Consider the following 25,364-nt stretch of genomic DNA (forward strand, 5'->3'; position numbering starts at 1 on the left):
TCTGGCAATAAAAAAGCCCCGCGGGTGCGGGGCTTTGGACTCCGAAGCGGTCCGTTTATTGGAGCTTGTAGAGAGCAAGCTTCTTGCTGACCTCGACTTGCCGTGAGCTGCGCGCCCACAGCTCGAGCAGGTGGAATGAGCTGCCATTCGCGTACTGGGTGGTGAGCGTGGGGTCGCAATGCAGGTCCGCGCTGCCCTGGCTGGAGCAATAGATGATGGCTTTGCGTTGCGTGCTGGTGAGGCCGGTGCTGTCGTTGAAGGACGCACTGCCGGGGCCGGCGACGCGCCCGATCACGCTGAACGATGTGGGTGCCAGCGCACCCGCTGGCAGCATCCAGGCGTCGAGGTTCCCTTCGCTGCTGAAGTCGATGATGTTCGGGTCGCCCACGCTCGGGACGCCAAACGTGTAGCGACCCGCGGCGCTCGTTCCGGCGATCAGCTCTGCCTTTTGAACAGGCGTCGCCTGGACGAATGCGAGCTGCCGGATTTCGCCGATGGTCTGCGCACGCGATACGGTGCGGTAGGTCTGGATCACGGATGGACCGCTGGTCGGGAAGAACTCCAGCTGCCAGACGCTCTGGTTCTGTATCGCGCTGATTTGTGCTTCGGTGTAGCTGGGCGATACGAAGTAAATCCCTGTCTCTGCGGCGCTTACCGAAGCGGAATTGGCCTTGTTCTGGAACTCGCCACCCAGACGGACGATGCTGCTCGAGATGACCTGGCCCGCCGTGTTCGTGCCGTCCTTGCTCAATGCCAGGAAAGAAAGCCCCGACTGCGGATAGAACACGATCTTCGTCGCGCTGAACGGCGAAGTGACCTCGACCTTGCTGAAGATCGACGCATTGGAGACGGTCTTGTTGTCGATGGAGATGTTGTAGCCCGTCGTGAACGAGCTGAAATTGGGCGTGTTGACCAGTTCGCGGTCTTCCGAATACGGCCGCACCGACGCACGGTAGGCGTAGTTGTTGCCGACCAGCTTGAGCACGCCATCGACATTGCGCGCAATGATGGTGTCGTTGTCGGTGCCACCGAAGCGGTCGATCGTGCGGTAGCTCAGCACGAAGTCGCCGCTGCTGCGCACGAACTCGAAATTGCCGCGGTCGAACGTCACCCCGGTGGCGCCCTGGCGGAAGATGCCTGTGAACGAGCCGTTGTTGCTGCTGTCGCGGCCGACGGCGTAGCCGTTGTTGTAGAAGGTCGCGGGATCGTCGCCGACGAACAGCGTTTTGCAAGCCGGCGCAATCACGTTGACGGCAGTCCCGGTAGCGTTGGTCGTGTCGGTGACCGCACCGCCGCCCTGTGCAAGGGCACCCGAGCCACCTACGCGCTGCGTCAGCGGCAAGGCGTAGCAGGCTGTCAGCCGATCGAACAGCGCAGCGACGACGGCCGGCGTCGGCGTGCTGGCGACGGCGCTGGCGGCGATCGGTGGCAACGTCGGTGTGGTGGCCGTGTCGGCGGTGTTGAACGCGATCGACACCGGCGCGGCGCCGTCGCTGGTCGGAATCGTCTTGACCGTGATCTCGATGTTGGCCGAGCTGCCGTTGGGCTGCACGCTGACCGAAATGGCGTCGAGCACCTTGTCCTGGCCAGTGCCGTTGGCGGTAAAGCCACCCGCCATCACGTCGATGGCGCCCTGGCCCAACGCGTCGAGCAGAGGCTTGAGCGCGGCGACCAATTCGGCGACCTGCGTCTGGATCGTGGCCGTGGTCACGCTGGACGGATTGGTCTGGATGGCACCGGCCAGGCTGGCCGGATTGCCGTCCGGCGACAGCTGCGAAACGATGATGGTGGTGAGCGGCGTGACGTTGGCGATGCCGCCTGCAGCGCTCGCCGTGGTGCTGTAGAGAATATGGTCGTCACGGCTGGCCTTGATGGCCAGCGGGGCCTTGGTGGTCGCCGGCAAAGTACAGCTGAAGGCGCCGGCAGCATCGGTGGTGGTGGTGCACACGGTCGTGCCGGTCTGATCGACCACCGTCACCGTAGCGCCGGCGAAGGCTGCGCCGGTGGCGGCCACGCCATCGAGCTTGGCGAGCGTTGGAGGCGTCGTGGTGGTTTCGGTAACCGGCGCCGCGGGTGCGGCAGTCGTCGCAGGTGGTGTCGTCGGCACCGCAAAGCCTACACTGCCACCGCCGCCACCACCGCAAGCAGCCAGGGAGAGGAGTAGGGCGGTGGTCAAACCGGCCTTGATTTTCAGGGTGTGGGGTTGCATGAGGTCCTCGAAATGCACCGGTGATTAACGAAGCGTTACAGGTGTGCGGCGCCAGTGTCGTGACCGACGCCCGCTGCGCCCATCCCATGAATCGGGTAGTTCGACAACGTGACCTACTGTTTCCGGGCTTTATGCTCGGTGCATGAAAACCGAGGAGAGCGGGAGCGGCACGGAGCGCATTTGGACCGTCTACGTGGTGGAGGACGATCCACGCGCGCGCAGCTTTTTCGAGGTGAGCGTGCGGCGCAGCCCGCGTTTGCGTTGGCTCGGCTCGGCCGGAACGGTGGCCGAAGCTGTCGCGTGGATGCAACGGACGGCCGAGCCGCCCGACGTGCTGCTGGTCGATCTCGGTTTGCCGGATGGCAGTGGGCTCGATGTGATTCGCTCCGCCGTGTCGCGCTTTCCGCAGTGCGATCCGCTCGTCGTTTCCGTCTTCGGCGACGAGGACAACGTGCTGTCGAGCATCGAGGCCGGCGCCGCGGGGTACATCCACAAGGACGCCGCGCCCGAAGATATCGCGCAGACCATCGTCGATATGAAGGGCGGCGCATCGCCCATCTCGCCGATGATCGCCCGGCGGGTTCTGGAGAAGTACCGTCTGCTGCATTCCAGCGCGCAGGCGACGGAGAGACGTGACATGGCGCTGGCCCCGGCAGACGCCGCAGTGCGGCAACTGTTGTCTGGCCGCGAGCAGGAGGTCCTGACGCTGGTCGCCCGCGGGTTTTCGTACGGCGAGATCGCGCGCCTGAAAGATCTGAGCGTGCACACGGTGCAGACCCACATCAAGAACCTCTACGGCAAGCTCGCCGTGCATTCCAAGAACGAGGCGGTGTTCGAGGCGACCCGGCTCGGGCTGTTGCCGCACCCGCGCTGAGCCGGTGAAGCGCGGCGTGTACTTCCTCGCCGCGCGATCGATCGCATTTTTTGTGGTGATTTGCGGGTTTTGGGGCACGGCAAATGCGACGGTCGAACCACTCGAACTGCGGGCCGGCCGCATAGAGACAACCGTCGAGGGCGTCACGCGAGAGGGCTTGGTAGCGCTGCCCTACAACTGGGACAGGCAGCATCTCGGCAAGGCGGGCTTCGCGACCTTCGATCTGCCTTTCACGCTGGACACCGCGCCTGAAAGTCCCTGGGGCATCTTTATTCCCCGCACCGGCAACGTCTTTGAAGTTCGGCTCAACGGTGCCTTGCTGCAGGTCTACGGCAACCTCGATCGGGGCAACGGCCCCGACTACGCGAAGGCACCGATCTACATGGCCGTGCCGGGGCGCCTGCTGCACGCAGGCGACAACCTGCTGCAGGTGCGCATCCGCGCCGACAGCGGGCGTCGCGGCGGGTTGTCGGTTGTTACGCTCGGGCCGGCCGTACCGGTACGAACGCAGCTTTTTGAAACCGCCTACGCCTGGCGCTTTACCGGCTCGGTGCTGCTGATGGCGTTCAGTCTCATCGTGGGGGGCATCGCGCTGTCGTTGTGGCTGACGCAGGTCGACACCAGCGTGCCCGGCGGCCGGCGCGAGGGTCTTTATCTGTGGGCCGCGCTGGCGGAGTTTTGCTGGGCTTTGCGCGTGGCCGATGGCGTAGTCGTCGAGCCGCCGATGTCGTGGGGGCCATGGGGTGTGCTCATGGCGTTGTGCTATGCCGGCTGGGTCGCATCCGCGATGATGTTCTGCTACCACCTGGCCGACTGGGCCCGACATGCCCGCACGCGCTGGGCGCGCTGGGCCATGGCGGCCATCGTCCTCGGCACGCTCGTGTTTTCGTGGTTGTCCATGGCCACCGACAAACCGGCTTGGTTGACCCGCTGGCTGGCGGTGGAAATCGCGATGGTCGTCGTATTTGTCGCCTCTTTTACGGTTGCCACGCTGCGCCGGCCGCAGACCGGAAGCCTGCTCGTGATGCTGGCCGCGCTGGCGACGGTCGCCTTTGGCACGCGCGACTGGATCGTGATCCGGCTCAGCGATTCGTACGGTGAAACGACCTGGGTCCGCTACTCGTCGGTGTTCTTCGGCGTGGCCCTGCTGCTGATCGTGCTGCAGCGCTTTCGGGCGGCGAGCGCAGAGGCGCGCGGCTGGGTGACGACGCTGGCTGCGCGCGTGGCCGAGCGGGAACAGGAACTCGAGTCGACCTACGGCAAGCTAGAAAAGGTGGCGCGGGAACAGGCGCGCACTCACGAGCGCGAGCGCATCTTGCGGGACATGCATGACGGCGTCGGCTCGCACATCAGCGCTGCGATCCGTCAGCTGCAGTCGGGCCAGGCGAGCGATGCCGAGGTGCTGCGCACCCTGCGCGATTCGCTCGACCAACTCAAACTGTCGATCGACTCGATCCATCTGCCGCCGGGCGATGTCGGCGCGCTGCTGGCGGGCATGCGCTATCGCATGACGCCACGCTTCAAGGCATCGGGCATCGCGCTCGAATGGGCTGTCGACGACGTGGCGTCGGTGGCCGGGCTCGATGGGCAGGCGATGCGGCAGGTCCAGCTTTTGTTATTCGAGGCGATCTCCAATGTGCTGCAGCATTCGGGCGCCAGCACGTTGCGACTCGAAGCAGCGATGCACGGCGCCGTACTTCGATTGCACGTGATCGACAACGGCTGCGGTTTCGATGCAGCGCAAGTACCGCGGTCGCTCGGCCAGCGCGCTGCGGCCCTGGGCGTGGCGCTGTTGCTCGAAAGCCGACCGGGGCGCACTGTCGTCTCGCTTGAATTCATCGGTTGAGGGCCGGTGGGGCCCGGCAGGCGCGGATAATCCGCGGCCATGTCAGCCGTGTTCAACCAGCCCTCGTTCGCGCGCCGCATCGCGCCTATTTTTCAGGGCTTCGACGGCTTTCTGGCCTTTGCCGTGTTTTTGCTCGCGTGCGCTGGGCTGCTGACGATGTATTCGTCGGGCTACGACCATGGGTCCCGCTTCATGGACCACGGCCGCAACATGATCCTGGCCGGTTTCATCATGTTCGTGGTGGCGCAAATTCCGCCGCAACGGCTCATGAGCTGCGCGGTGCCGCTCTACACCTTGGGCGTTGCGCTGCTCATTGCGGTGGCGGTATTCGGGCTGACCAAGAAGGGCGCCAAGCGCTGGCTCAATGTCGGCTTCGTGATACAGCCGAGCGAGATTCTGAAGATCGCCATGCCGTTGATGCTGGCCTGGTGGTTCCAGCGCCGCGAAGGTCAGCTGCGACCGCTCGATTTCGCGGTGGCGACCATCCTCCTGGTGGTGCCGGTCGGCCTTATCGTGAAGCAACCCGACCTGGGCACCGCGTTGCTGGTGCTGTCGGCCGGGCTGTCGGTGATTTTCTTCGCTGGCCTGTCCTGGAAATTGATATTGCCGCCGTTCCTCATCGGGCTCGTCGCCGTGGCCCTGATCGTCGGCTATGAGTCGACGCTGTGCGCCGACGGCTTCGACTGGCGCGTGCTGCACGACTACCAGAAGCAGCGCATCTGCACGCTGCTCGATCCGGGCAAAGACCCGCTCGGCAAAGGCTTTCACATCATCCAGGGAATGATCGCGATTGGCGCAGGTGGCGTCGGCGGGAAAGGTTTCATGCAGGGCACTCAGACGCACCTGGAGTTCATCCCCGAGCGCACCACCGACTTCATCTTTGCCGCGTACTCGGAGGAATTCGGGCTGGCCGGCAACCTCTTTTTGATCGCATCCTTCATCTTCTTGATCTTCCGCGGTCTCGCGATTGCGTCGGACGCACCCACCCTGTTTTCGCGATTGCTGGCAGGCGCCATCACGCTGATCTTTTTCACTTACGCCTTCGTCAACATGGGCATGGTCAGCGGCATCCTGCCCGTCGTCGGTGTCCCGCTCCCTTTCATCAGCTATGGCGGCACCGCCATGGTCACGCTTGGCCTAGGCCTGGGCATCCTGATGTCGATTTCGCGCGCCAAACGCTTGATGCAGACCTGACCGCGCCGTAGGTTGGCGGTCTGTGGGTGAGATGCCGTGAAACCGGCTCTGCCGCGCGACTGGCATCGCCCCCGGTAGGGCGCGAGCCAAGTACTCCCCGGTAGAGGGAGGGCGAAGCGACACGAAGTGCGCGCCGCCCCTGGGGGCGAGCAATAATGCCCGATGATCTCTCGCGAACCCACCATCGAGCGCCTCGCCACGGCGCAATCGTTGCTTCTCACGCCCTTCGGCCTCGACGAATCGCACCTGACCAAAGCGCTCGGCGAAATCACCTCCTACGGTGTCGACGACGCAGATCTCTACTTCCAGTACACCCGCAGCGAAGGTTGGAGCCTGGAAGAAGGCATCGTCAAGACCGGCAGCTTCAGCATCGACCAGGGCGTCGGCGTCCGAGCTGTCAGCGGTGAAAAAACCGCGTTCGCGTATTCGGACGACATTTCAGAAGCGTCGCTGCTCGACGCGGCGCGCACCGTGCGTTCGATCTCAGCCTCGGGCCGTACGGGTCGCGCCAAGACGCCTTCCCGCAAGGTCGCATCGAGCCGCTCGCTCTACGCTGGCGTCGACCCGATCTCCACGCTCGACAGCGCAACCAAGGTGGCCTTGCTCGGCAAAGTCGAAAAGCTGGCGCGTTCGCGCGATCCGCGCATTGCGCAGGTCATGGCCGGACTCGCAAGCGAATACGACGTGGTGCTGGTGGCACGTGCCGACGGCACGCTGGCGGCCGATGTGCGCCCACTGGTGCGTCTTTCCGTGACCGTGATCGCGGAGCAGAACGGCCGCCGCGAAATCGGCTCCGGCGGCGGTGGCGGGCGCTTCGGGCTCGCCTACTTCGACGACGAACACATCGCCGAATATGTCGACCAAGCCGTCAAGGCGGCGCTCACGAATCTCGAAGCTCGGCCCGCACCGGCCGGTGAAATGACCGTCGTGCTCGGCCCGGGCTGGCCCGGCATCCTGCTGCACGAGGCCATTGGCCACGGGCTCGAAGGCGACTTCAACCGCAAGGGATCGAGCGCGTTCTCGGGCCGCATCGGCGAGCGCGTGGCGGCCAAGGGCGTGACCGTGCTCGACGACGGCACCATCGCCGACCGCCGCGGTTCACTCAATGTCGACGACGAAGGCAACGCCAGCCAGCGCAACGTGCTGATCGAAGATGGCATCCTGAAGGGTTACATCCAGGATTCGATGAATGCGCGCCTGATGAAGGTCAAGCCCACCGGCAACGGCCGCCGCGAAAGCTACGCGCATGTGCCAATGCCGCGCATGACCAACACCTACATGCTGGGCGGCGACAAGGACCCGAAGGAGATCGTCGCCAGCATCAAGAAGGGTCTGTACGCCACTAACTTCGGCGGCGGCCAGGTCGACATTACGAGCGGCAAGTTCGTCTTCTCGGCGAGCGAGGCTTACTGGGTCGAGAACGGCAAGATCCAGTACCCGGTGAAGGGCGCGACCATCGTGGGCAACGGCCCTGACGCACTCACGCGCGTCACGATGATCGGCGATGACATGGCGCTGGACTCGGGTGTCGGCACCTGCGGCAAGGAAGGCCAGAGCGTGCCGGTCGGCGTCGGCCAGCCGACGTTGCGCATCGATGGGCTCACGGTCGGTGGCACGGCCTGACGCGCCAGCGTCACGTCGTTCTGAAAAACCCTGTGCTACATTTCCTCTCCATGTCTCTGCGCACCGCATTCTATTTTTCGTACTTTTGGTTCCGGATCTCCGGCGGCCCAGAGGCGAGCGCGTAAAGCAAACGTACACCCCTCCAAGACCGCCGGCGCTCACGCCCCGGCGGTTTTTTTGTGCCCCTCGTTTTTCAATCAAGACTTCAGATCAGGAGCCCACGATGACCCTTCCTACCGCCCGACCCAGCGACAGCTGGTATGCGACCGTCGAAAAGACCAGCAAGACCGACGACGAACGCATCAAGGACATCAACGTGCTGCCCCCTCCAGAACATCTGATCCGCTTTTTCCCGATCAGCGGCACCGCGACCGAAGCGCTCATTGCCGACACGCGGCGCAACATTCACAACATCATGGCTGGCAAGGACGACCGGCTGCTGGTGGTCATGGGCCCGTGTTCCATTCACGATCCGGTCGCAGCGCTCGAGTACGCCAAGCGGCTGCAGGCGCAGCGTCTGAAGTACGCCGGAACGCTGGAGATCGTGATGCGCGTCTATTTCGAAAAGCCGCGCACCACGGTCGGCTGGAAAGGGCTCATCAACGACCCGTACCTCGACGAGAGTTTTCGGATCGACGAAGGCCTGCGGATCGCCCGGCAGCTGTTGATCGACATCAACCGGCTCGGTCTGCCTGCGGGCAGCGAGTTTCTCGACGTGATCTCGCCGCAGTACATCGGCGATCTGATTGCCTGGGGCGCGATCGGCGCACGCACGACGGAGAGCCAGGTGCATCGCGAGCTGGCATCGGGCTTGTCGGCACCGATCGGTTTCAAGAACGGAACGGACGGCAACATTCGCATTGCGACGGACGCCATTCAGGCGGCGGCGCGCGGCCATCACTTCTTGTCGGTGCACAAGAACGGCCAGGTCGCGATCGTGCAGACCAACGGCAATCGCGATTGCCATGTGATCTTGCGTGGCGGCAAGGCGCCTAACTACGACGCCGCCAGCGTGACGGCGGCCTGCGCCGACCTCATGGCCGCCGGCCTGCCGCCCACCTTGATGGTCGATTGCAGCCATGCCAACAGTTCCAAGCAGCACCAGAAACAGATCGACGTCGCCGCCGACATCGCGGGCCAGGTGGCGGGCGGTTCCAGCCAGGTGTTCGGTCTGATGATCGAAAGCCATCTGCAGCCCGGCGCTCAGAAGTTCACGCCCGGCAAGGACGAGTTGGCCGGGCTCGAATACGGCAAAAGCATCACCGATGCCTGCATCGGCTGGGATGATTCGGTTGGCGTGCTCGAGACGCTGTCGCAGGCGGTCAAGTCGCGTCGCGGCTGATCGGACTCTCAAAATCGATCCGGCCTCGACCGGATCAGGCTAGATCAGGCTGGCGAGGTCGGGCCAATGGTGGCGCATGGCCACGGCTTCGTCGCCGTCGCCGGCCATGAACGAAAAATCGGCGAAGTCGAAGCCCGGCGCGACCGTGCAGGCGACCAGCGTGTAGTCCCCCGTCGCGTGGCTCACGATGGGCCGCGCCGCCTGCCACTGACCCGCTGGCACCACATGCTGCGGGCGGGTGCCGTGGACATCGACGGCGCCCAAGCGCACGTGCGCAGGCGCGGTTCGCAAGTTGGCGTCGCAAGTCCACAGTGCCAGCGGCACGCCTTCCAGGAACACCCAGACTTCGTCGGACAGCACGCGGTGCCAACGCGAATGCTGATGGGCCTCGAGCATGAAATAAATGGTCGTTAGCGCGCTGCGCGGCGGGCGGCCATCGACCGGCGTCGACACTGCGCCGGAGCGAAACGTCTCGCGATACCAGCCGCCTTCTGGGTGCGGCTGCAAATGCAGCGCTTCAATCAGCTGCTGCGCGCGGGTCAGCGTCATGCGGCGGCCCGCAGCGCGGCCAGTAATTTGTCGTGCACGCCGCCGAATCCACCATTGCTCATGCAGACGATGTGATCGCCGGGTCGGACGGCGGAGACGATTTGCACCACCAGGGGATCGATCGCGCCGACCACGCGAGCTCGGTTGCCGAGCGGCACGAGCGCTGCGGCCGCATCCCAATCGAGTCCGGCGGTGTGGCAGAAAGCAAGATCGGCGGCTTCGAGACTCCACGGCAGCTGCGACGACATGGTCCCCAGCTTCATGGTGTTGCTGCGTGGCTCGAAGGCCGCGACGATGCGCTCGCCGGTCTTGCCCTGAATATCCAGCTGACGACGCAGGCCGTCGAGAGTGGTTCGAATGGCGGTGGGATGGTGCGCGAAGTCGTCGTAGACATGGATGTCGCCACCCGCGCGCGCGACCACGCCGCGCAATTCCATGCGGCGCCGCACGTTGTGGAAGGTCCCGAGCGCGGCCGCGGCGTCGTTCGGCGGCACGCCGACATGCTCGGCGGCGGCGATGGCGGCCAGCGCATTCATCTGGTTGTGCAGCCCCGACAGTTCCCATTCGACGCGCCCGACGACTTCGCCATGGCGGCGCACGTCGAAAGCGCTGTGCTCGCCGTCGGCCTGCCACTCGGCCCGCGCGCCCGCGCTGCGCACGGTGCCGATCGCACCGCCGAAGCGTGCGACCTCGCTCCAGCAGCCCTGCGCCAGCACGCGCTGCAGGCTGTCTTCGGTTGCATTCACCACCACGCGGCCAGTGCTTGGCACCGTCCGCACGAGGTGATGAAACTGCCTCTCGATCGCCGCGAGGTCATCGAAGATGTCGGCATGGTCGAATTCCAGGTTGTTCAAGATGGCGGTGCGCGGTCGGTAATGAACGAACTTGCTGCGCTTGTCGAAAAACGCGGTGTCGTATTCATCGGCTTCGATGACAAAGGGCAAGTTCGAGCCCAGGCGTGCCGACACACCAAAATCGAGCGGCACACCACCGACGAGAAAGCCCGGCGCCCTGCCTGCGCGATCGAGAATCCACGCCAGCATCGACGTGGTCGTGGTCTTGCCGTGCGTGCCCGCCACCGCCAGCACATGGCGGCCCTGCAGCACGTTTTCAGCGAGCCATTGCGGGCCGCTCGTGTAGGGCGAACCGGCGTCGAGGATTGCTTCCATCAACGGAAACTTCGGCGTGCCGTCGGCCAGTCGAGCCCGTGAAACGACGTTGCCGACCACGAACATGTCGGGCGCCAGCGCCAGTTGGTCGGCCGAAAATCCTTCGATGAGATCGATGTCGAGCGCCCGCAGCTGGTCGCTCATTGGCGGATAGACGCCGGCGTCGCAGCCCGTCACGCGGTGACCGGCTTCGCGCGCCAAGGCGGCCACACCGCCCATGAAGGTGCCGCAGATGCCGAGAATGTGAATGTGCATCGACTGATTTTATGGACGGCGCCCGCAGCGCATCTGCGGGGCTTCTTCGGGGCTTCTTCAAACGGCACTCTCCGGGCAAAATGATTCGATGGACATGTCCAAGCGCGAAATCGCAGCGACCGCGGCCCGCCTCGTCGTCGAGGAGGGGCTGGAGTACGGGCCGGCCAAACGCCGTGCCTTGCGCGAGATGGGTTTGCCGAGCCGGACTTCGCTGCCCAACAACGACGAGGTCGAGGTCGAGGTTCGTGACTACATCCAGCTCTTTTGCGCCGATACGCAGCCCAAAGAGCTCCATGCGTTGCGCATGCTGGCACTGGAGTGGATGGAGCGCATGTCGGCTTTCCGTCCGCACGTAGGTGGTGCGGTGTGGCACGGCACGGCAACGCGCCTTTCGGATATTTATGTCCAGCTTTTCTGCGACGATTCCAAGTCGGCCGAGATCGCGCTGATCGACCATCACGTCGACTACCAGCCCCGCACGGTTACCGGCTTTCACGGCGAGCAAGTCGAGGCGCTCAGCGTGCACGCGTCGAGCCTTGCACTTGGCGAAGACATCGGCGTGCACCTGCTGGTCTACGATCTCGACAACTTGCGCGGCGCACTGAAGCCGGATGCGCAGGGGCGTACGCCGCGTGGCGACGTGACGGGATTGCGGCGCCTCATTGAAAAGGATTCGGGATGAAGACGGATTTGAGCCGGCGACGCTGGCTCTACGGTGGCGTGGCGGTAGTGGCTGCCGGCGCGGGTGTCGGTGGCGCATGGCTCAAACATGATGCCAATGCGGCGAGCACTGCAGGGAGCGTCGACGAGGGCGACCCGGCCTTTTGGTCTCGCAGTTTCACGCGGCCTGAAGGCGGAGAACTCAAACTGGCCGACCTTCGGGGCAAGCCGCTGCTGGTTAATTTCTGGGCGACCTGGTGTCCGCCCTGCGTCGAGGAACTGCCGATGGTCGATCGTTTTTTTCGCGATCATGCGACATCGGGGTGGCAAGTGATCGGATTGGCAATCGATCAGCCAAGTTCAGTGCGCAAGTTTCTCGAAAAGACGCCGGTGAGCTTCCCGGTCGGATTGGCTGGTCTTGAAGGCACCGAACTGGTCAAGCAGTTGGGCAACACGGGCGGTGGGTTGCCCTTCACCTTGGTAGTGCAGGCCGATGGAAAAGTCGCCGCACGGAAAATGGGAAAGCTCGAGCCCGCTGACCTGGAGGCATGGCGGCGTGCATATGTTCACGGTTAGAATGCGGCCGGCCGACGGCGAGCCCGACGCGCTGACGTCGCAAATCGCTGGAATAGACTGACGTAGCTGCCAGTAGTCGGTAATAAGTTGCTATTACACGCACTACACCGATTCCAGGCGAGTTGATTTCCCGAATGACCGGCCCCGCCGGCAATGGAGCCCCATGGACCTGCGCAAACTGAAGACACTGATCGATTTGGTGTCTGAATCCAACATTTCCGAATTAGAGATCACCGAAGCAGAAGGCAAGGTTCGCATCGTCAAAGGCGGTGAACCCGCACCGGTTCAATACGTGCACGCGATGGCAGCACCGTCCGCAGCAGTTGCTCATGCGCCTCCTGCAGCAGCGATTCCTGCGGCGCCAGCGGAAGCAGCGCCAGCTGGCCACGCGATCAAATCTCCGATGGTCGGCACCTTCTACCGCTCGTCCAGCCCGGGTGCCGCCGCTTTCGTGGAAGTCGGCAGCAAAGTGAATGAAGGCGACACCGTCTGCATCATCGAGGCCATGAAGATCCTGAATGAGATCGAAGCCGACAAGTCGGGCACTGTCACGCAGATCCTTGGGGAAAACGGACAGGCAGTCGAGTACGGCCAGCCGCTGTTCATCATCGAGTGACCATGTTCAAGAAGATTCTGGTCGCCAACCGCGGCGAGATCGCGCTGCGTATTCAGCGCGCCTGCAGCGAGATGGGCATCAAGGCCGTCATGGTCTATTCCGAAGCCGATCGCGAGGCCAAGTACGTCAAGCTGGCGCAGGAAGCGGTGTGTATCGGCCCGGCGGCATCGGCGCTGAGCTATCTCAATATGCCGGCCATCATTTCGGCGGCCGAAGTGACCGACGCCGAGGCGATTCATCCGGGCTACGGCTTTTTGAGCGAGAACGCGAACTTTGCCGAACGCGTCGAACAGAGCGGATTTCAGTTCATCGGCCCAACGCCAGAAAACATCCGGACCATGGGTGACAAGGTCATGGCCAAGCAGTCCATGATCAAGGCCGGAGTGCCTTGCGTGCCCGGCTCCGAAGGCGAACTGTCGGACGACGCGGCCACGAACAAGCGCATTGCGCGTGCGGTGGGCTATCCGGTCATCATCAAGGCGTCGGGCGGTGGCGGTGGGCGTGGCATGCGCGTGGTCCATACCGAAGCCGCGCTCATCAATGCCATTCAGATGACCAAGGCCGAGGCGGGTGCTGCTTTCAGCAATCCGGCGGTCTATATGGAGAAGTTTCTCCAGAATCCGCGGCACGTCGAGATCCAGATCCTGGCCGACAAGTACAAAAACGCGGTCTATCTTGGTGAGCGCGACTGCTCGATGCAGCGCCGCCACCAGAAGGTGATTGAAGAGTCGCCGGCACCGGGCATCCCGCGCAAGCTCATCGAGAAGATCGGTGAGCGTTGCGCGGCGGCCTGCAAGAAGATCGGCTATCGCGGCGCCGGCACCTTCGAGTTTCTATATGAAAACGGCGAGTTCTATTTCATTGAAATGAACACGCGGGTGCAGGTCGAGCATCCCGTAACCGAGTTCACTACCGGCATCGACATCGTCAAGACGCAAATCATGGTGGCCGCAGGCGAAAAGCTTCCGTTCACCCAGCGTCAGATCCAGATGCGCGGTCATGCTATCGAGTGCCGCATCAACGCCGAGGACGCGTGGAAGTTCACGCCTTCGCCAGGCCGCATCACGATGTGGCATCCGCCCGGTGGCCCCGGCGTGCGGGTCGATTCGCACGTCTACACGAACTACTTCGTGCCGCCGAACTACGACTCGATGATCGGCAAGATCATCACGTTTGGCGACACGCGCGAGCAGGCCATGGCGCGCATGCGCACGGCCCTCAACGAGACGGTGGTCGAGGGCATCAACACCAACATTCCGCTGCACCGCGAATTGATGGTCGACGCCAAGTTCATGGCGGGCGGCACCAACATCCACTACCTCGAAGAGTGGCTCGCGGCGCACAAGCGCTGAGCCGGCCGGTGACGTCCATGTTCGAGCTGCGTTTGTTGGTCCCTGAAAGTGGTGTCGAGTCGGTCAGCGATGCGCTCGACGTGCTCGATGCGCTCAGCGTGTCTGTTGAAGATGCAGACGCGGCGACCGATGCCGAACAGGCATTGTTCGGTGAACCCGGCATGCCGCCGCCAAAAGAAGGATGGCAGCGCTCCCGCGTGATGGCGCTGTTCCATACCGAGGCGCGAGCGCACGAGGCGGTCGCTGTGCTCACACCGCAGGAATTCTTTGACGGTTGCGAGGTGCTGGGTATCGGCGCAGTACCGGACCAGGATTGGGTGCGCCTCACGCAATCGCAGTTCGCCCCGGTCGAGATCACGCCCGACTTCTGGATCGTGCCGACTTGGCACGAGCCTCCGGCGCAAGCGAGCAAAGTGATCCGACTCGATCCGGGCCTGGCTTTCGGCACCGGCACGCACCCGACCACGCGCATGTGTCTGCGCTGGATCGCGACCCGCGGTGGCCTCGAGGGCCAGCGGGTCCTCGACTACGGCTGCGGCTCCGGCATCCTCGCCATCGGTGCGGCCAAGTACGGCGCGATAGACATCGATGCCGTCGACATCGACGAGGCGGCCGTGACGTCGACCCGGCTCAATGCCGAAGCCAACGGCGTGCAGTTGAAGACCGGATTGCCCGACGCTGTCGATGGTCGCTATCAGACCGTGCTCGCCAACATCCTCGCCACGCCCCTCAAGGTGCTGGCGCCGCTGCTCTGCGAGCGCATGGCGCCGGGTGGCGCGCTGGTGCTCGCAGGCATCCTGGAGCGGCAGGCAGACGAGCTGAAGGCGGCCTACGCGCCGTACGTCGAACTCACGGTCAGCGACAGCGAAGACGGCTGGATCCTGATGACGGCGCGCACCTGAGCTTCCGGTGCGCGGGGTGCGACCCTACAATTCGCGCGACATGAGCCTCGTCACCCGTTGCCCCTCCTGCGCGACCACCTTCAAGGTGGTGAAGGATCAACTGCGGATCTCCGACGGATGGGTGCGCTGCGGTCGTTGCAGCCATGTGTTCGATGCGTCGCTCGACCTGCAAGAGTTGCCTGAGCCCGCAGCTTCTGTGCCTGCAGTGCCTGCAGTGCCCGCGTCGGCGGCGTCCGTGCCATCGCCGCCGCCGCTTTCAGACGATGCGGATTTCTTCGACGACGAGCCTCTGCCGGAGCCCGTCGCATCGGCGCCTGCGCCGCTCGAGATGCCCGAACCCGACTTCGACGACGACGGCGACGACGACGACGTAGATAAAGTCGAGGCAGATGAAGCAGATCAAGGACATGAGTCCGACCTGTCGCGCGAACTGGACCCGTCCGGCGAAGCGCCGGAAGAAGAGCGCCAGCCGTATGTCGTGGCGTATAGCTCGGAGACCGTGTTCGAGGGTCGGCCTATGCCCATGCCAATGCCCGCCGACGAACTCAACCTCTCCGAGCCGGCCCGGAGCGCAGAGCCGGCGCCCTTTAAGCCCTCATTGCATGCGGGTGCCATCGTGCTGCCGCGCACGTTGCCCGGTCTGCCGTCGATCGGGTTGGTGGCGGACGAACCGTGGCCGCAAGTCGTCACGCCGCAGTCCGATAACAACGGCGACGCACCGACGACGAAATCTCCTTTGATCGTGCCGTCGCATCTCAGGGAGCAGGCGGACAACGCGAGCCAGGTGCAGTTTCAGAAGGCGTTGCGACGTGCGCGCGACAAGGCCGCCAAGATCGCGCGTTCGCGCGAAAAGAGTGCTGCCGCGCAGGACTCCAACCCGATGCCGCTGGTTCAGTCCGAAAGCGATGCGATGCCGCTGGTTGTCATGTCGGCGACCGCAGAGAGTGCACCGGTGACCGGCTCCGAAGGCGTCACCTTGCCCGGGCTTCTTCGTGCCGCCTCGGCACCGGCCTTCTGGCGCGGTGTCAAAGGACGCGCATTGCTTGTCGCAGGCATCGTGCTGGGCGTGCTGTTGCTGACGGTGCAGGTCTTGCACCGGGAGCGCGACGCCATCGTTGCGAGACAGCCCGGCATGCGACCGCTGATGAGCGGTGTGTGTGCCATCACCGGTTGCCAACTGTCGGCACTGCGTCAGATCGGGGATATCACGATCGATGGCGCCGCATTTGCCCGCGAGAAGGTCGGCGACGGCTATCGGCTCAGCTTCACCTTGCGCAACGCCGCGTCGGTGCCGCTTGCGATGCCGGCCATCGAACTCTCGCTGCTCGACACGCAGGAGCAGGCGGTGATCCGGCGCGTGTTGCTGCCGGCCGACTTCGGTGCCCCGGCAGAGCTGGCCGCGCGCGGCGAACGCGTGGCGTCGATGCCGCTGGCGCTCGACGCTGCCCAAGCTGCGAGTCTGGCGCCGGTGGCTGGTTACCGTCTGGTGGCTTTTTATCCCTGAAGCGGCCGAGCGGCGCCGACTTCTTTTCTCCTTTTTTCTTTCCCAATAACGGTTTACCCATGGCAGCAGTGATTTGCGGTTCCCTCGCGTTCGACACCATCATGACGTTCGAAGGTCGGTTCGCCGACCAGATCCTTCCTGATCAGTTGCACATCCTCAACGTGTCGTTCCTGGTGCCGGCGCTTCGGCGTGATTTCGGCGGCTGTGCGGGCAACATCGCCTACAGCCTCAACGCACTGGGCGGCACGGCATTGCCGATGGCTACGGTGGGCAGCGACGGCGCCGACTACGTCGCCCGATTCAAGGGTTTGGGCATCGGCACGGAGTTCGTTCGCGAACTCTCCGACACTTACACCGCGCAATGCTTCATCACGACCGACATGGCCAACAACCAGATCACGGCCTTTCATCCTGGCGCAATGCAGCAAGCCCATCTCAACAAGATCGCGGCACGCGATGACATCCGTATCGGCATCATCTCGCCCGATGGGCGTGACGCGATGCTGCAGCATGCAGAGCAGTTCAAACAAGCCGGCATTCCTTTCGTGTTCGATCCGGGCCAGGGGTTGCCGATGTTCAACGGAGACGAGCTGGCACGGTTCATCGAGCAGGCCGACTGGGTCACCGTGAATGACTACGAAGGCAAGATGCTGAGCGACCGCACCGGCTGGAGCGAGGCGGACATCTCGCGTCGCGCGCGCGGGCTGGTGGTCACGCTTGGCGCCGAGGGTTGCGACGTATGGGTCGACGGGCAGAAGGTGCATGTTCCGGCCGTCAAGCCTGAGGCAGTTGTCGACCCCACGGGTTGCGGCGACGCGTGGCGCGGTGCGTTGTTGTTCGGGCTGGAACAAGGGTGGGATCTCACACGGTGTGCAGCGCTGGGCAACCAGATCGGTGCGCTCAAGATCGCGCAACGCGGGCCGCAGAACTACCAGATCGACTTGAAAGCGATCGGCCTCTGAAAGCGCATTCGTCAGAGCTCATTCGCTGAGCGAAAAAAAAGCCCGACACCGTGAGGTGCCGGGCTTTTTGCCTTAAGGCCGCTGACCGACTCAGGGCTTGCTGGCCGTCGGAAACGGCCATGCAGCTTGAGGGTTCAGCGTCGTCTGCGCGGCGGGCGCAGGAGCGGGCGCTACGGCTGCCTTTGCAGGAGCCTTGGCGGCTGCCTTCTTGGCGGGCGCAGGTTTCGCAGCAGGGGCAGGCTTGGCAGCGGGCTTTTTCGCTGCTTTCTTGGCAGCGGTCTTTTTAGCCGCGGCCTTTTTCGCAGGAGCCTTCTTGGCGGGGGCCTTCTTCGCAGCTGCCTTTTTCGCAGGAGCCTTCTTGGCGGCAGCCTTCTTAGCCGGGGCCTTCTTCGCAGCTGCCTTTTTGGCCGGAGCCTTCTTGGCTGCTACTTTTTTAGCCGGGGCCTTCTTTGCTGGAGCCTTCTTGGCAGCGACCTTTTTGGCCGGAGCCTTCTTGGCTGCTACCTTCTTCGCGGCTACCTTCTTGGCGGGAGCCTTCTTAGCAGCCACGACCTTCTTTGCCGGAGCCTTCTTTGCAGCGGCTTTCTTAGCCGGCGCTTTCTTTGCAGTTGCCATTTCTATTTCTCCTTGATCAAGTTGAAAAATCAACCTCTTGAAGCACTTCGCGTCCGCTTGTGAACGTGAAGCGATTCATGGTGTTGGATCAAGCCCAGCACCATGAACACCTGCGCTTTCGTCCGTGCCGCGCTCTATGGCGTGATCGGCGGCGAAAGCAATTCTTGAACTCATTTATTCTTATCGAAAAAAATTCAATCCCACGACAGCGCACCACCCGACTGGTATTCGATGACGCGGGTCTCGAAGAAATTTCGCTCTTTCTTCAGGTCGATCATTTCGCTCATCCAGGGGAACGGATTTTCTTCGTTCGGGAAGAGCGTTTCGAGGCCGATCTGCTGTGCACGCCGGTTGGCGATGTAGCGCAGGTAGCCCTTGAACATGGAGGCGTTCATGCCGAGCACACCACGCGGCATGGTGTCTTCGGCGTACTTGTATTCGAGCTCGACGGCCTTCATGAAGAGGGCCTTGATCTCGGCCTTGAACTCGCTGTTCCAGAGGCCGGGGTTCTCGAGCTTGAGCTGGTTGATCAGGTCGATGCCGAAGTTGCAGTGCATCGACTCGTCGCGCAGGATGTACTGGTACTGCTCGGCGGCGCCGGTCATCTTGTTCTGCCGACCCAGCGCCAGAATCTGCGTGAAGCCGACGTAGAAGAACAAGCCTTCCATCAGGCATGCGAAAACGATGAGCGACTTGAGCAGGGTCTGGTCGGTCTCGTGCGTGCCGGTCTTGAAGAGCGGATCGCTGATGGCTTCGATGAACGGAATCAGGAACTGGTCCTTCTCGCGGATCGAAGGCACTTCGTTGTAGGCGTTGAAGATCTCGCTCTCGTCCAGACCGAGCGACTCGACGATGTACTGGTACGCGTGCGTGTGAATCGCTTCTTCGAAGGCTTGGCGCAGCAAGAACTGGCGGCACTCCGGCGCGGTGATATGCCGATACGTGCCCAGCACGATGTTGTTGGCGGCGAGCGAGTCGGCGGTCACGAAGAAGCCGAGGTTGCGCTTCACGATGCGACGTTCGTCTTCAGTCAGACCGTTCGGGTCTTTCCACAACGCGATGTCTCGCGTCATGTTCACTTCCTGCGGCATCCAGTGATTGGCGCAAGAGGCCAGGTACTTTTCCCACGCCCATTTGTACTTGAAGGGCACGAGCTGGTTGACGTCGGTTTGACCGTTGATGATTCGTTTGTCATCGGCGCGCACGCGGCGAGCGACCGGAGCGGCGGCTGACGCGACAAATGACGCAGCGACCGATGCTGTTGCAGCAGAGATGGCCGGTGCAATTTTCGGCGTCGGAGCCTCCATCGAGCGTGCATTCAATGCGCCGCTTTTCGGTGAGTGCTGCAATCCTTGTTGCATGTCCTTTGGCAAGGAGGGCTTGACTTCTTCGTCCCAGGTCAACATAGAAAAATCCAATGCTCAAATTATCAGAGCAACGATGTAAGTTGGAAAGTGCTCGTTCACATCGCGCTCCATTTATCTCGTCGTTATGTTGCTCACATGCATCGCGTTGTGATGTCAGGCGATGCCGCGAACATCAAACGCGCTTCATTGACATGCTTCGCACGTCGGATCGTCGACACCGCAAAACGCGATGTCGGTTTGCGGCATCGAACTCAACTGCAATTGCGCAGCGAGTGCAGCAGCATCGAGTGCGCTCAAGCCTGATGCACCCGACATGCTCGATGACATGTTCGACGATGCATCGCTGCTCGTGCTGCCTGACGACACAGCATTGAGACGACCGGATTGCACCGTCGATTTTTCAGCGTGCGTCGCGCTCTGCGTGCGGAGGTAGTAGGTCGTCTTCAGGCCACGCAACCATGCGAGTTTGTACGTGTCGTCGAGCTTCTTGCCCGATGCACCGGCCATGTAGATGTTGAGCGACTGCGCCTGGTCGATCCACTTCTGGCGCCTCGAGGCGGCTTCGACCAGCCACGTCGTTTCGACTTCGAAGGCGGTGGCGTAGAGCGCCTTGATGTCTTGCGGCACGCGATCGATCGGACGCAGCGAGCCATCGAAGTGCTTCAGGTCCATGACCATCACGTCGTCCCACAAACCGAGACGCTTCAGGTCGCGCACCAGATAGTGATTGATGACGGTGAACTCGCCCGACAGGTTCGATTTGACCGACAGGTTGCCGAAGCAAGGCTCGATCGATGCGTCGACGCCGATGATGTTCGAGATGGTCGCGGTCGGAGCGATGGCCGTGCAGTTCGAATTGCGCATGCCGTCGGTCTTGATTTTCTGACGCAACGCGTCCCAGTCGAGCGTGGTGGAGCGGTCGACTTCGACGTAGCCGCCACGTGCTTTTTCGAGCAGGTCGAGCGTGTCGATGGGCAGCACGCCCTTGTCCCACAGCGAGCCCTTGTAGCTCGAGTACTTGCCGCGCTCCTTGGCGAGATCGGTCGATGCCCAGTACGCGTGGTAGCAGATGGCCTCCATCGACACGTCTGCAAATTCGACGGCTTCTTGCGAAGCGTACGGAATCCGCAGCTCGTACAGCGCATCCTGGAAGCCCATTACGCCCAGGCCGACCGGACGATGGCGCAAATTGGAGTCACGCGCCTTCTTGACGGCGTAGTAGTTGATGTCGATCACGTTGTCGAGCATGCGCATCGCGGTCGAGATCGTGCGCTTCAGCTTCTCATGGTCGACCTTGCCGTCTTTCAGATGCTGCAGCAGGTTCACCGAACCCAGATTGCAGACAGCGGTCTCGGTGTCGCTGGTGTTGAGCGTGATCTCCGTGCAGAGGTTCGACGAGTGCACGACGCCCGCGTGCTGCTGCGGCGAGCGCACGTTGCACGCGTCCTTGAAGGTGATCCACGGGTGTCCGGTTTCGAACAGCATCGTGAGCATCTTTCTCCACAGGTCGGCGGCCGGCAGCGTGCGGCTCGGCTTGATGTCGCCGCGAGCCGCCCGTTCTTCGTAAGCGACGTAGGCGCGCTCGAAGTCGGCACCGAAGAGGTCGTGCAGGTCGGGCACGTTGTTGGGCGAGAACAGCGTCCAGGTGCCCTTCTCCATCACGCGGCGCATGAACAGGTCGGGGATCCAGTTGGCCGTGTTCATGTCGTGCGTGCGGCGGCGATCGTCGCCGGTGTTCTTGCGCAGTTCCAGGAACTCCTCGATGTCGAGGTGCCAGGTTTCGAGGTAAGTGCAGACCGCGCCCTTGCGCTTGCCGCCCTGATTCACCGCGACGGCGGTGTCGTTGACCACCTTCAGGAAAGGCACGACGCCTTGCGATTCGCCATTGGTGCCCTTGATGTGGCTGCCGAGTGCGCGAACGCGGGTCCAGTCGTTGCCCAGGCCGCCGGCGAACTTCGACAGCAGCGCGTTTTCCTTGATGGATTCGTAGATGCCGTCGAGGTCGTCGGGCACTGTCGTCAGATAGCAGCTCGACAGTTGCGAGCGCAGCGTGCCGGCGTTGAACAGCGTCGGCGTGCTCGACATGAAGTCGAAAGACGACAGCACTTCGTAGAACTCGATAGCGCGCGCTTCGCGGTCGATTTCGCCGAGCGACAGACCCATCGCAACGCGCATGAAGAACGCCTGGGGCAGTTCGATGCGGTCTTTGCGGATGTGCAGGAAGTAGCGGTCGTACAGCGTTTGCAGGCCGAGGTAGTCGAACTGCAGGTCGCGCTCAGCCTTGAGCGCGGCGCCCAGGCGGGGCAAGTCGTACTGCAGCAGCTTCTCGTCGAGCAGTTCGTTGTCGACGCCCTTCTTGATGAACTGCGGAAAGTAGTCGACGTAGGCTTGCGAGCGCTCGACCGGCATCACTTCGCGGCCGAGAATTTCCTTGAAGATCGTGTGCAGCAGCAGGCGCGCGGTGGCGAACGTGTAGTCCGGATCTTTTTCGATCAGCGTGCGGGCTGCCAGGATCGATGCTTTGTAGACCTCGTCGAGCGGCACGCCGTCGTAGAGGTTCCGCATCGTCTCGGCCTGGATCGGTGCCGCAGTGATGCTGTCGCCCAGACCTTCGCAGGCGGACTCGATCAGGCCCTTGAGTTCATTCAGGTCGAGCGCGACACGCTCGCCGCGGTCGAGCACATGGATGACCGGCGCGACCGGGGCGTCTTGCGCACCTTGCTTGGCGCGCTCTTGCGTGCGGCGTTCGCGGTACAGCACATAGGCACGCGCGATTTCATGGTGACCGCCGCGCATCAGGCCGAGTTCGACCGAATCCTGCACGTCTTCGATGTGGAAGGTGCCGCCGCCCGGACGCGAGCGCACCATGGCGCGGACGACCGCTTGCGTAAGGCCGTCGACGGTTTCGCGCACGCTGGCAGACGCCGCGCCTTGCGTGCCGTGCACGGCGAGAAAGGCCTTCATCATCGCGATGGCGATCTTGTTCGGTTCGAACGGGACCACCGCGCCGTTACGGCGAATGATCTGGTAGTGCGCGAGCGCATTGCCGGCGGGCGATCCGGCGGTGTCGCGAGCGCTGCTGGTGGCGTTGGGGCTGCCGTTGGTAGATAGCGCGTTGCGCGATGCGGACGGTGTGTTCTGGGCTGTTTGCATTCGGTCCTCGGTTGGCAATTCTTGTTGGAGACGCGGACATCGGTGGTCGGCGTTCGATTCCGGAGCCATTCAGGCATTTGTTCCAGACGGCACACTATATCTAGGGTCTGAGGGGCCTACAACCACTAGATGTAGTGTTTTCGACGAACTTCAATGTTTGTGAAAAACTGCACATCTTGTCGCTTTGCGGTGTGCGTGGCGTCGTAGATGCCGGGCATGCGGCGTGGTTGCTACCCTACGTTATTCCAACCCAGCAGCCATGCGGTTTTCGGCCGCTTTTGCACCTGCGAACCGCATGGTTGCTGCGATGCGAAAGAGCGCCGCGCGCCATGTTTGCAGTGCGATATCAAGGTCCGATGGCGACCTCGGGAAACATATCTTTTTTCCAACCCGTTGCGTCGCGCAGACGCCGCCATGCGAAGCCTGGCCCCGGGTCTTGTTTGCGTCCGGGTGCAATGTGCTCATGGCCGGCGACGAAGGCGATCGGGTAGTGCTGTGCGATGGCGGGGCAGAGGCCGGCAAGCGCCTCGTATTGCGCGTCTTCGAAGAGCGCACCTTCGAGCCCTTCGAGCTCGATGCCGATCGAATCGTCGTTGCAGTTGGTGCGGCCGCGCCATGCCGATGGACCTGCGTGCCAGGCACGATCGTCGCAACTGACGAACTGCCAGAGTTCGCCGTCGCGCCGCACATAAAAATGCGACGACACCTCGACGCCGCGGATGCTCTTGAAGTACGGGTGTGCGTCCCAGTCGAGGCGATTGGTGAAGAGCTGCTGCACCTCGTCGCCGCCGTATTGCGCAGGTGGCAGGCTGATCGAATGCAGCACGATCAGATCGATCTGCGCGCCGGCAGGGCGTGGGCCGAAGTTCGGCGAATGCAGTTGCCTGGCAAAGCGGTACCAGCCTGTGTTCCACATCGCTGCGCCGTTCGCAATTCCATCCCCCGCACCATCCACGCGAACCCCCTTATTCATCGGTGGCGACGCCATGTCCATCGTCGCCGTTCGGTGTCGCAATGCCGAGACGTGCAATGCGATAGCGGATCTGCCGCAAGCTCAAGCCGAGTCGCGCCGCCGCTGCGGTGCGATTGAATCCGCTTTCATGCAGCGCGCGCACGAGGATCTCGCGCTCCTGTTGATCGAGATAGGTCTGCAGGTCGGACGGCACCGCGGGCGGAGGCGCCTTCGCTTCCTGCGGCATTGGTGTCGCGCTGTTCGAGCCGATGGGGGCGTCGTGCAGATCAGCGGTGCTCGCCACGCGCGCACCACCTGCTGCATCGTTCGCCACATCGGCCGTGTCCGAAGCCGCAGAACTCGTCATCGAAGCCAGGCTCGCCAGTCCGGAATCAGACCCCATCAGATCCAGATGCAGCTCATCGCCATCGTTCAACGCGACGGCGCGGTGCAACAGGTTTTCAAGCTCGCGCACGTTGCCGTTCAGCGGATGCAGCGCGAGCCGGCGCAGCACGTCGGCCGACAGCGTCGGCACCGGCATGCCGGCTTCGTGCGCGATGCGTTCGAGCAGAGCGGTGCACAGCGCCGGCAGATCTTCGCGCCGCTCGCGCAGCGCAGGCACCGCGATCTCGATTACGTTGAGCCGATAGAAAAGGTCTTGCCTAAATCGGCTCGCCAGCACCTCGGCGTGCAGATCCTTGTGCGTCGCGCTGACGATGCGCACATCGACCGCGTCTTCCTGCGTCGAGCCGATCGGCCGCACGTTGCGCTCCTGAATGGCACGCAGCAACTTCGACTGCATGGCGATCGGCAGGTCGCCGATCTCGTCCAGAAACAAGGTGCCGCCACGCGCCGCCTGAAAGTAGCCGTCGCGGTCTTGCGAGGAGCCGGTGTACGAGCCCTTGCGCGCGCCGAAGAACTCCGCCTCCAGCAGGTTCTCCGGAATGGCGCCGCAATTGACCGCGACGAACGGGCCGTCGCTGCGCTGGCTGCAAGCATGCACGGCGCGCGCGACCAGTTCCTTGCCGGTGCCCGACTCGCCGCGCACCAGCACCGGCGCCATGCCGCGCGCGACCTTGGCTATGCGCGACTTGACGATCCGCATCGGTTCCGAATCCCCGACCAGCCGGGCCAACGCGGCCAACCCGCTCGCAGCCACGACCGCCGATTTGCCTGCACCCGTATCGATACTGGCTGCCGTTCGCACCACCTTCACCGGCGACGCATGTTGCTGGACGGCAGAGGCCACGACGGCTCGAAATTGCTTCAGATCGACCGGCTTGGTGAGGTAGTCGAAGGCGCCGGCTTTCAAGGCCTCGACGGCGTTTTCGGCGGAGCCGTAGGCCGTCATGACGACGCATCGCTCGCTGCGCTGGTCGTTCTGGATGCGCTGCAGGATTTCCATCCCGAGCCCATCGGGCAACCGCATGTCGGTGATCACCGCATCGAAGCGCACGGCCGCCAGATGCTGCATCGCCTCGGCTACGCTGCCGGCCGCGTCGACCTTGTAGCCCTCGCGCAGCAGCGTCAGTTCGTAGAGCGTGCGCAGGTCGGGTTCGTCGTCGACCACGAGGATGTGCGCGGGTTGCGCGCTTTGCGCATGCAACGCGGACGCCGTCGACGATGGGGTGGGATTGCTCACCC

The 25,364-nt window shown here is 63.3% G+C and carries 20 protein-coding genes; 12 read left to right on the forward strand and 8 right to left on the reverse strand.

Annotated features, from left to right (window positions below; all coding sequences use genetic code 11):
• Nucleotides 1-55: 55 nt before the first annotated feature.
• Entirely contained in the window at nucleotides 56-2,209 is a 2,154-nt protein-coding gene (locus tag H7F36_RS09140) for an Ig-like domain-containing protein (RefSeq protein ID WP_187054368.1), read from the reverse strand.
• Nucleotides 2,210-2,351: 142 nt separating this feature from the next.
• Between H7F36_RS09140 and H7F36_RS09145 the strand changes: the two genes are divergently transcribed.
• The 5 genes from H7F36_RS09145 (at nucleotide 2,352) to H7F36_RS09165 (ending at nucleotide 9,088) form a co-directional block, all read left to right on the forward strand.
• Nucleotides 2,352-3,083, forward strand: coding sequence for a response regulator (locus tag H7F36_RS09145; RefSeq protein ID WP_187054369.1), 732 nt, complete (start codon nucleotides 2,352-2,354; stop codon nucleotides 3,081-3,083).
• A 4-nt stretch (nucleotides 3,084-3,087) separates the two neighbouring features.
• Complete coding sequence (locus H7F36_RS09150; protein WP_222620450.1) at nucleotides 3,088-4,929, forward strand: histidine kinase; 1,842 nt, start codon at nucleotides 3,088-3,090, stop codon at nucleotides 4,927-4,929.
• Between the two features lie 39 nt (nucleotides 4,930-4,968).
• Entirely contained in the window at nucleotides 4,969-6,123 is a 1,155-nt protein-coding gene (gene rodA, locus H7F36_RS09155; RefSeq protein ID WP_187054370.1) for a rod shape-determining protein RodA, read from the forward strand.
• A gap of 162 nt (nucleotides 6,124-6,285) precedes the next feature.
• Nucleotides 6,286-7,746 (forward strand): metalloprotease TldD, encoded by a 1,461-nt coding sequence (gene tldD / locus H7F36_RS09160; RefSeq protein WP_187054371.1) that lies wholly within the window; start codon nucleotides 6,286-6,288, stop codon nucleotides 7,744-7,746.
• Between the two features lie 223 nt (nucleotides 7,747-7,969).
• Nucleotides 7,970-9,088: a 3-deoxy-7-phosphoheptulonate synthase gene (locus H7F36_RS09165; RefSeq protein ID WP_187054372.1), complete on the forward strand. Its 1,119-nt coding sequence runs from the start codon at nucleotides 7,970-7,972 to the stop codon at nucleotides 9,086-9,088.
• A 39-nt stretch (nucleotides 9,089-9,127) separates the two neighbouring features.
• Here the strand turns inward: H7F36_RS09165 and H7F36_RS09170 are convergent, their stop codons facing one another.
• The gene (locus H7F36_RS09170; RefSeq protein WP_187054373.1) at nucleotides 9,128-9,637 is read right to left on the reverse strand and encodes a cupin domain-containing protein; all 510 of its coding nucleotides are present in this window, start codon (nucleotides 9,635-9,637) and stop codon (nucleotides 9,128-9,130) included.
• Nucleotides 9,634-11,061 carry a UDP-N-acetylmuramate:L-alanyl-gamma-D-glutamyl-meso-diaminopimelate ligase gene (gene mpl / locus H7F36_RS09175; protein WP_187054374.1) on the reverse strand — a complete coding sequence of 476 codons (1,428 nt, stop codon included), beginning with the start codon at nucleotides 11,059-11,061 and terminating at the stop codon, nucleotides 9,634-9,636. The genes H7F36_RS09170 and mpl overlap by 4 nt, the downstream gene beginning before the upstream one ends.
• An 88-nt stretch (nucleotides 11,062-11,149) precedes the next feature.
• Here mpl and H7F36_RS09180 point away from each other — a divergent pair, with 88 nt between their 5' ends.
• The 7 genes from H7F36_RS09180 (at nucleotide 11,150) to H7F36_RS09210 (ending at nucleotide 17,633) form a co-directional block, all read left to right on the forward strand.
• Nucleotides 11,150-11,743, forward strand: a complete 594-nt coding sequence (locus H7F36_RS09180; protein ID WP_187054375.1) for a hypothetical protein — start codon at nucleotides 11,150-11,152, stop codon at nucleotides 11,741-11,743.
• Nucleotides 11,740-12,297, forward strand: a complete 558-nt coding sequence (locus H7F36_RS09185) for a TlpA family protein disulfide reductase (protein WP_187054376.1) — start codon at nucleotides 11,740-11,742, stop codon at nucleotides 12,295-12,297. The genes H7F36_RS09180 and H7F36_RS09185 overlap by 4 nt, the downstream gene beginning before the upstream one ends.
• Nucleotides 12,298-12,460: 163 nt before the next feature.
• The gene (gene accB, locus H7F36_RS09190) at nucleotides 12,461-12,913 is read left to right on the forward strand and encodes an acetyl-CoA carboxylase biotin carboxyl carrier protein (RefSeq protein ID WP_187054377.1); all 453 of its coding nucleotides are present in this window, start codon (nucleotides 12,461-12,463) and stop codon (nucleotides 12,911-12,913) included.
• Nucleotides 12,914-12,915: 2 nt separating this feature from the next.
• Nucleotides 12,916-14,265, forward strand: coding sequence for an acetyl-CoA carboxylase biotin carboxylase subunit (gene accC, locus H7F36_RS09195; protein ID WP_187054378.1), 1,350 nt, complete (start codon nucleotides 12,916-12,918; stop codon nucleotides 14,263-14,265).
• A 17-nt stretch (nucleotides 14,266-14,282) separates the two neighbouring features.
• Nucleotides 14,283-15,167 (forward strand): 50S ribosomal protein L11 methyltransferase, encoded by an 885-nt coding sequence (gene prmA, locus H7F36_RS09200; RefSeq protein ID WP_187054379.1) that lies wholly within the window; start codon nucleotides 14,283-14,285, stop codon nucleotides 15,165-15,167.
• A 40-nt stretch (nucleotides 15,168-15,207) separates the two neighbouring features.
• Nucleotides 15,208-16,671, forward strand: a complete 1,464-nt coding sequence (locus H7F36_RS09205; protein ID WP_187054380.1) for a zinc-ribbon and DUF3426 domain-containing protein — start codon at nucleotides 15,208-15,210, stop codon at nucleotides 16,669-16,671.
• Between the two features lie 59 nt (nucleotides 16,672-16,730).
• A complete protein-coding gene (locus H7F36_RS09210; protein ID WP_187054381.1) occupies nucleotides 16,731-17,633 on the forward strand; it encodes a carbohydrate kinase family protein in 903 nt (300 codons plus the stop codon).
• Nucleotides 17,634-17,723: 90 nt separating this feature from the next.
• Here the strand turns inward: H7F36_RS09210 and H7F36_RS09215 are convergent, their stop codons facing one another.
• From H7F36_RS09215 to H7F36_RS09235, 5 genes are all read right to left on the reverse strand, one after another.
• Nucleotides 17,724-18,248 carry a histone H1-like DNA-binding protein gene (locus tag H7F36_RS09215; RefSeq protein WP_187054382.1) on the reverse strand — a complete coding sequence of 175 codons (525 nt, stop codon included), beginning with the start codon at nucleotides 18,246-18,248 and terminating at the stop codon, nucleotides 17,724-17,726.
• A 194-nt stretch (nucleotides 18,249-18,442) separates the two neighbouring features.
• Nucleotides 18,443-19,654 carry a ribonucleotide-diphosphate reductase subunit beta gene (locus H7F36_RS09220; RefSeq protein WP_187054383.1) on the reverse strand — a complete coding sequence of 404 codons (1,212 nt, stop codon included), beginning with the start codon at nucleotides 19,652-19,654 and terminating at the stop codon, nucleotides 18,443-18,445.
• Between the two features lie 144 nt (nucleotides 19,655-19,798).
• Nucleotides 19,799-22,768: a ribonucleoside-diphosphate reductase subunit alpha gene (locus tag H7F36_RS09225; RefSeq protein ID WP_187054384.1), complete on the reverse strand. Its 2,970-nt coding sequence runs from the start codon at nucleotides 22,766-22,768 to the stop codon at nucleotides 19,799-19,801.
• A gap of 346 nt (nucleotides 22,769-23,114) precedes the next feature.
• Complete coding sequence (ampD, locus tag H7F36_RS09230; RefSeq protein WP_187054385.1) at nucleotides 23,115-23,741, reverse strand: 1,6-anhydro-N-acetylmuramyl-L-alanine amidase AmpD; 627 nt, start codon at nucleotides 23,739-23,741, stop codon at nucleotides 23,115-23,117.
• Entirely contained in the window at nucleotides 23,734-25,362 is a 1,629-nt protein-coding gene (locus H7F36_RS09235) for a sigma-54-dependent transcriptional regulator (RefSeq protein ID WP_261802549.1), read from the reverse strand. The genes ampD and H7F36_RS09235 overlap by 8 nt, the downstream gene beginning before the upstream one ends.
• Nucleotides 25,363-25,364 lie beyond the last annotated feature (2 nt).

This window comes from Variovorax sp. PAMC28562, assembly GCF_014303735.1.
GTDB lineage: Bacteria > Pseudomonadota > Gammaproteobacteria > Burkholderiales > Burkholderiaceae_C > Variovorax.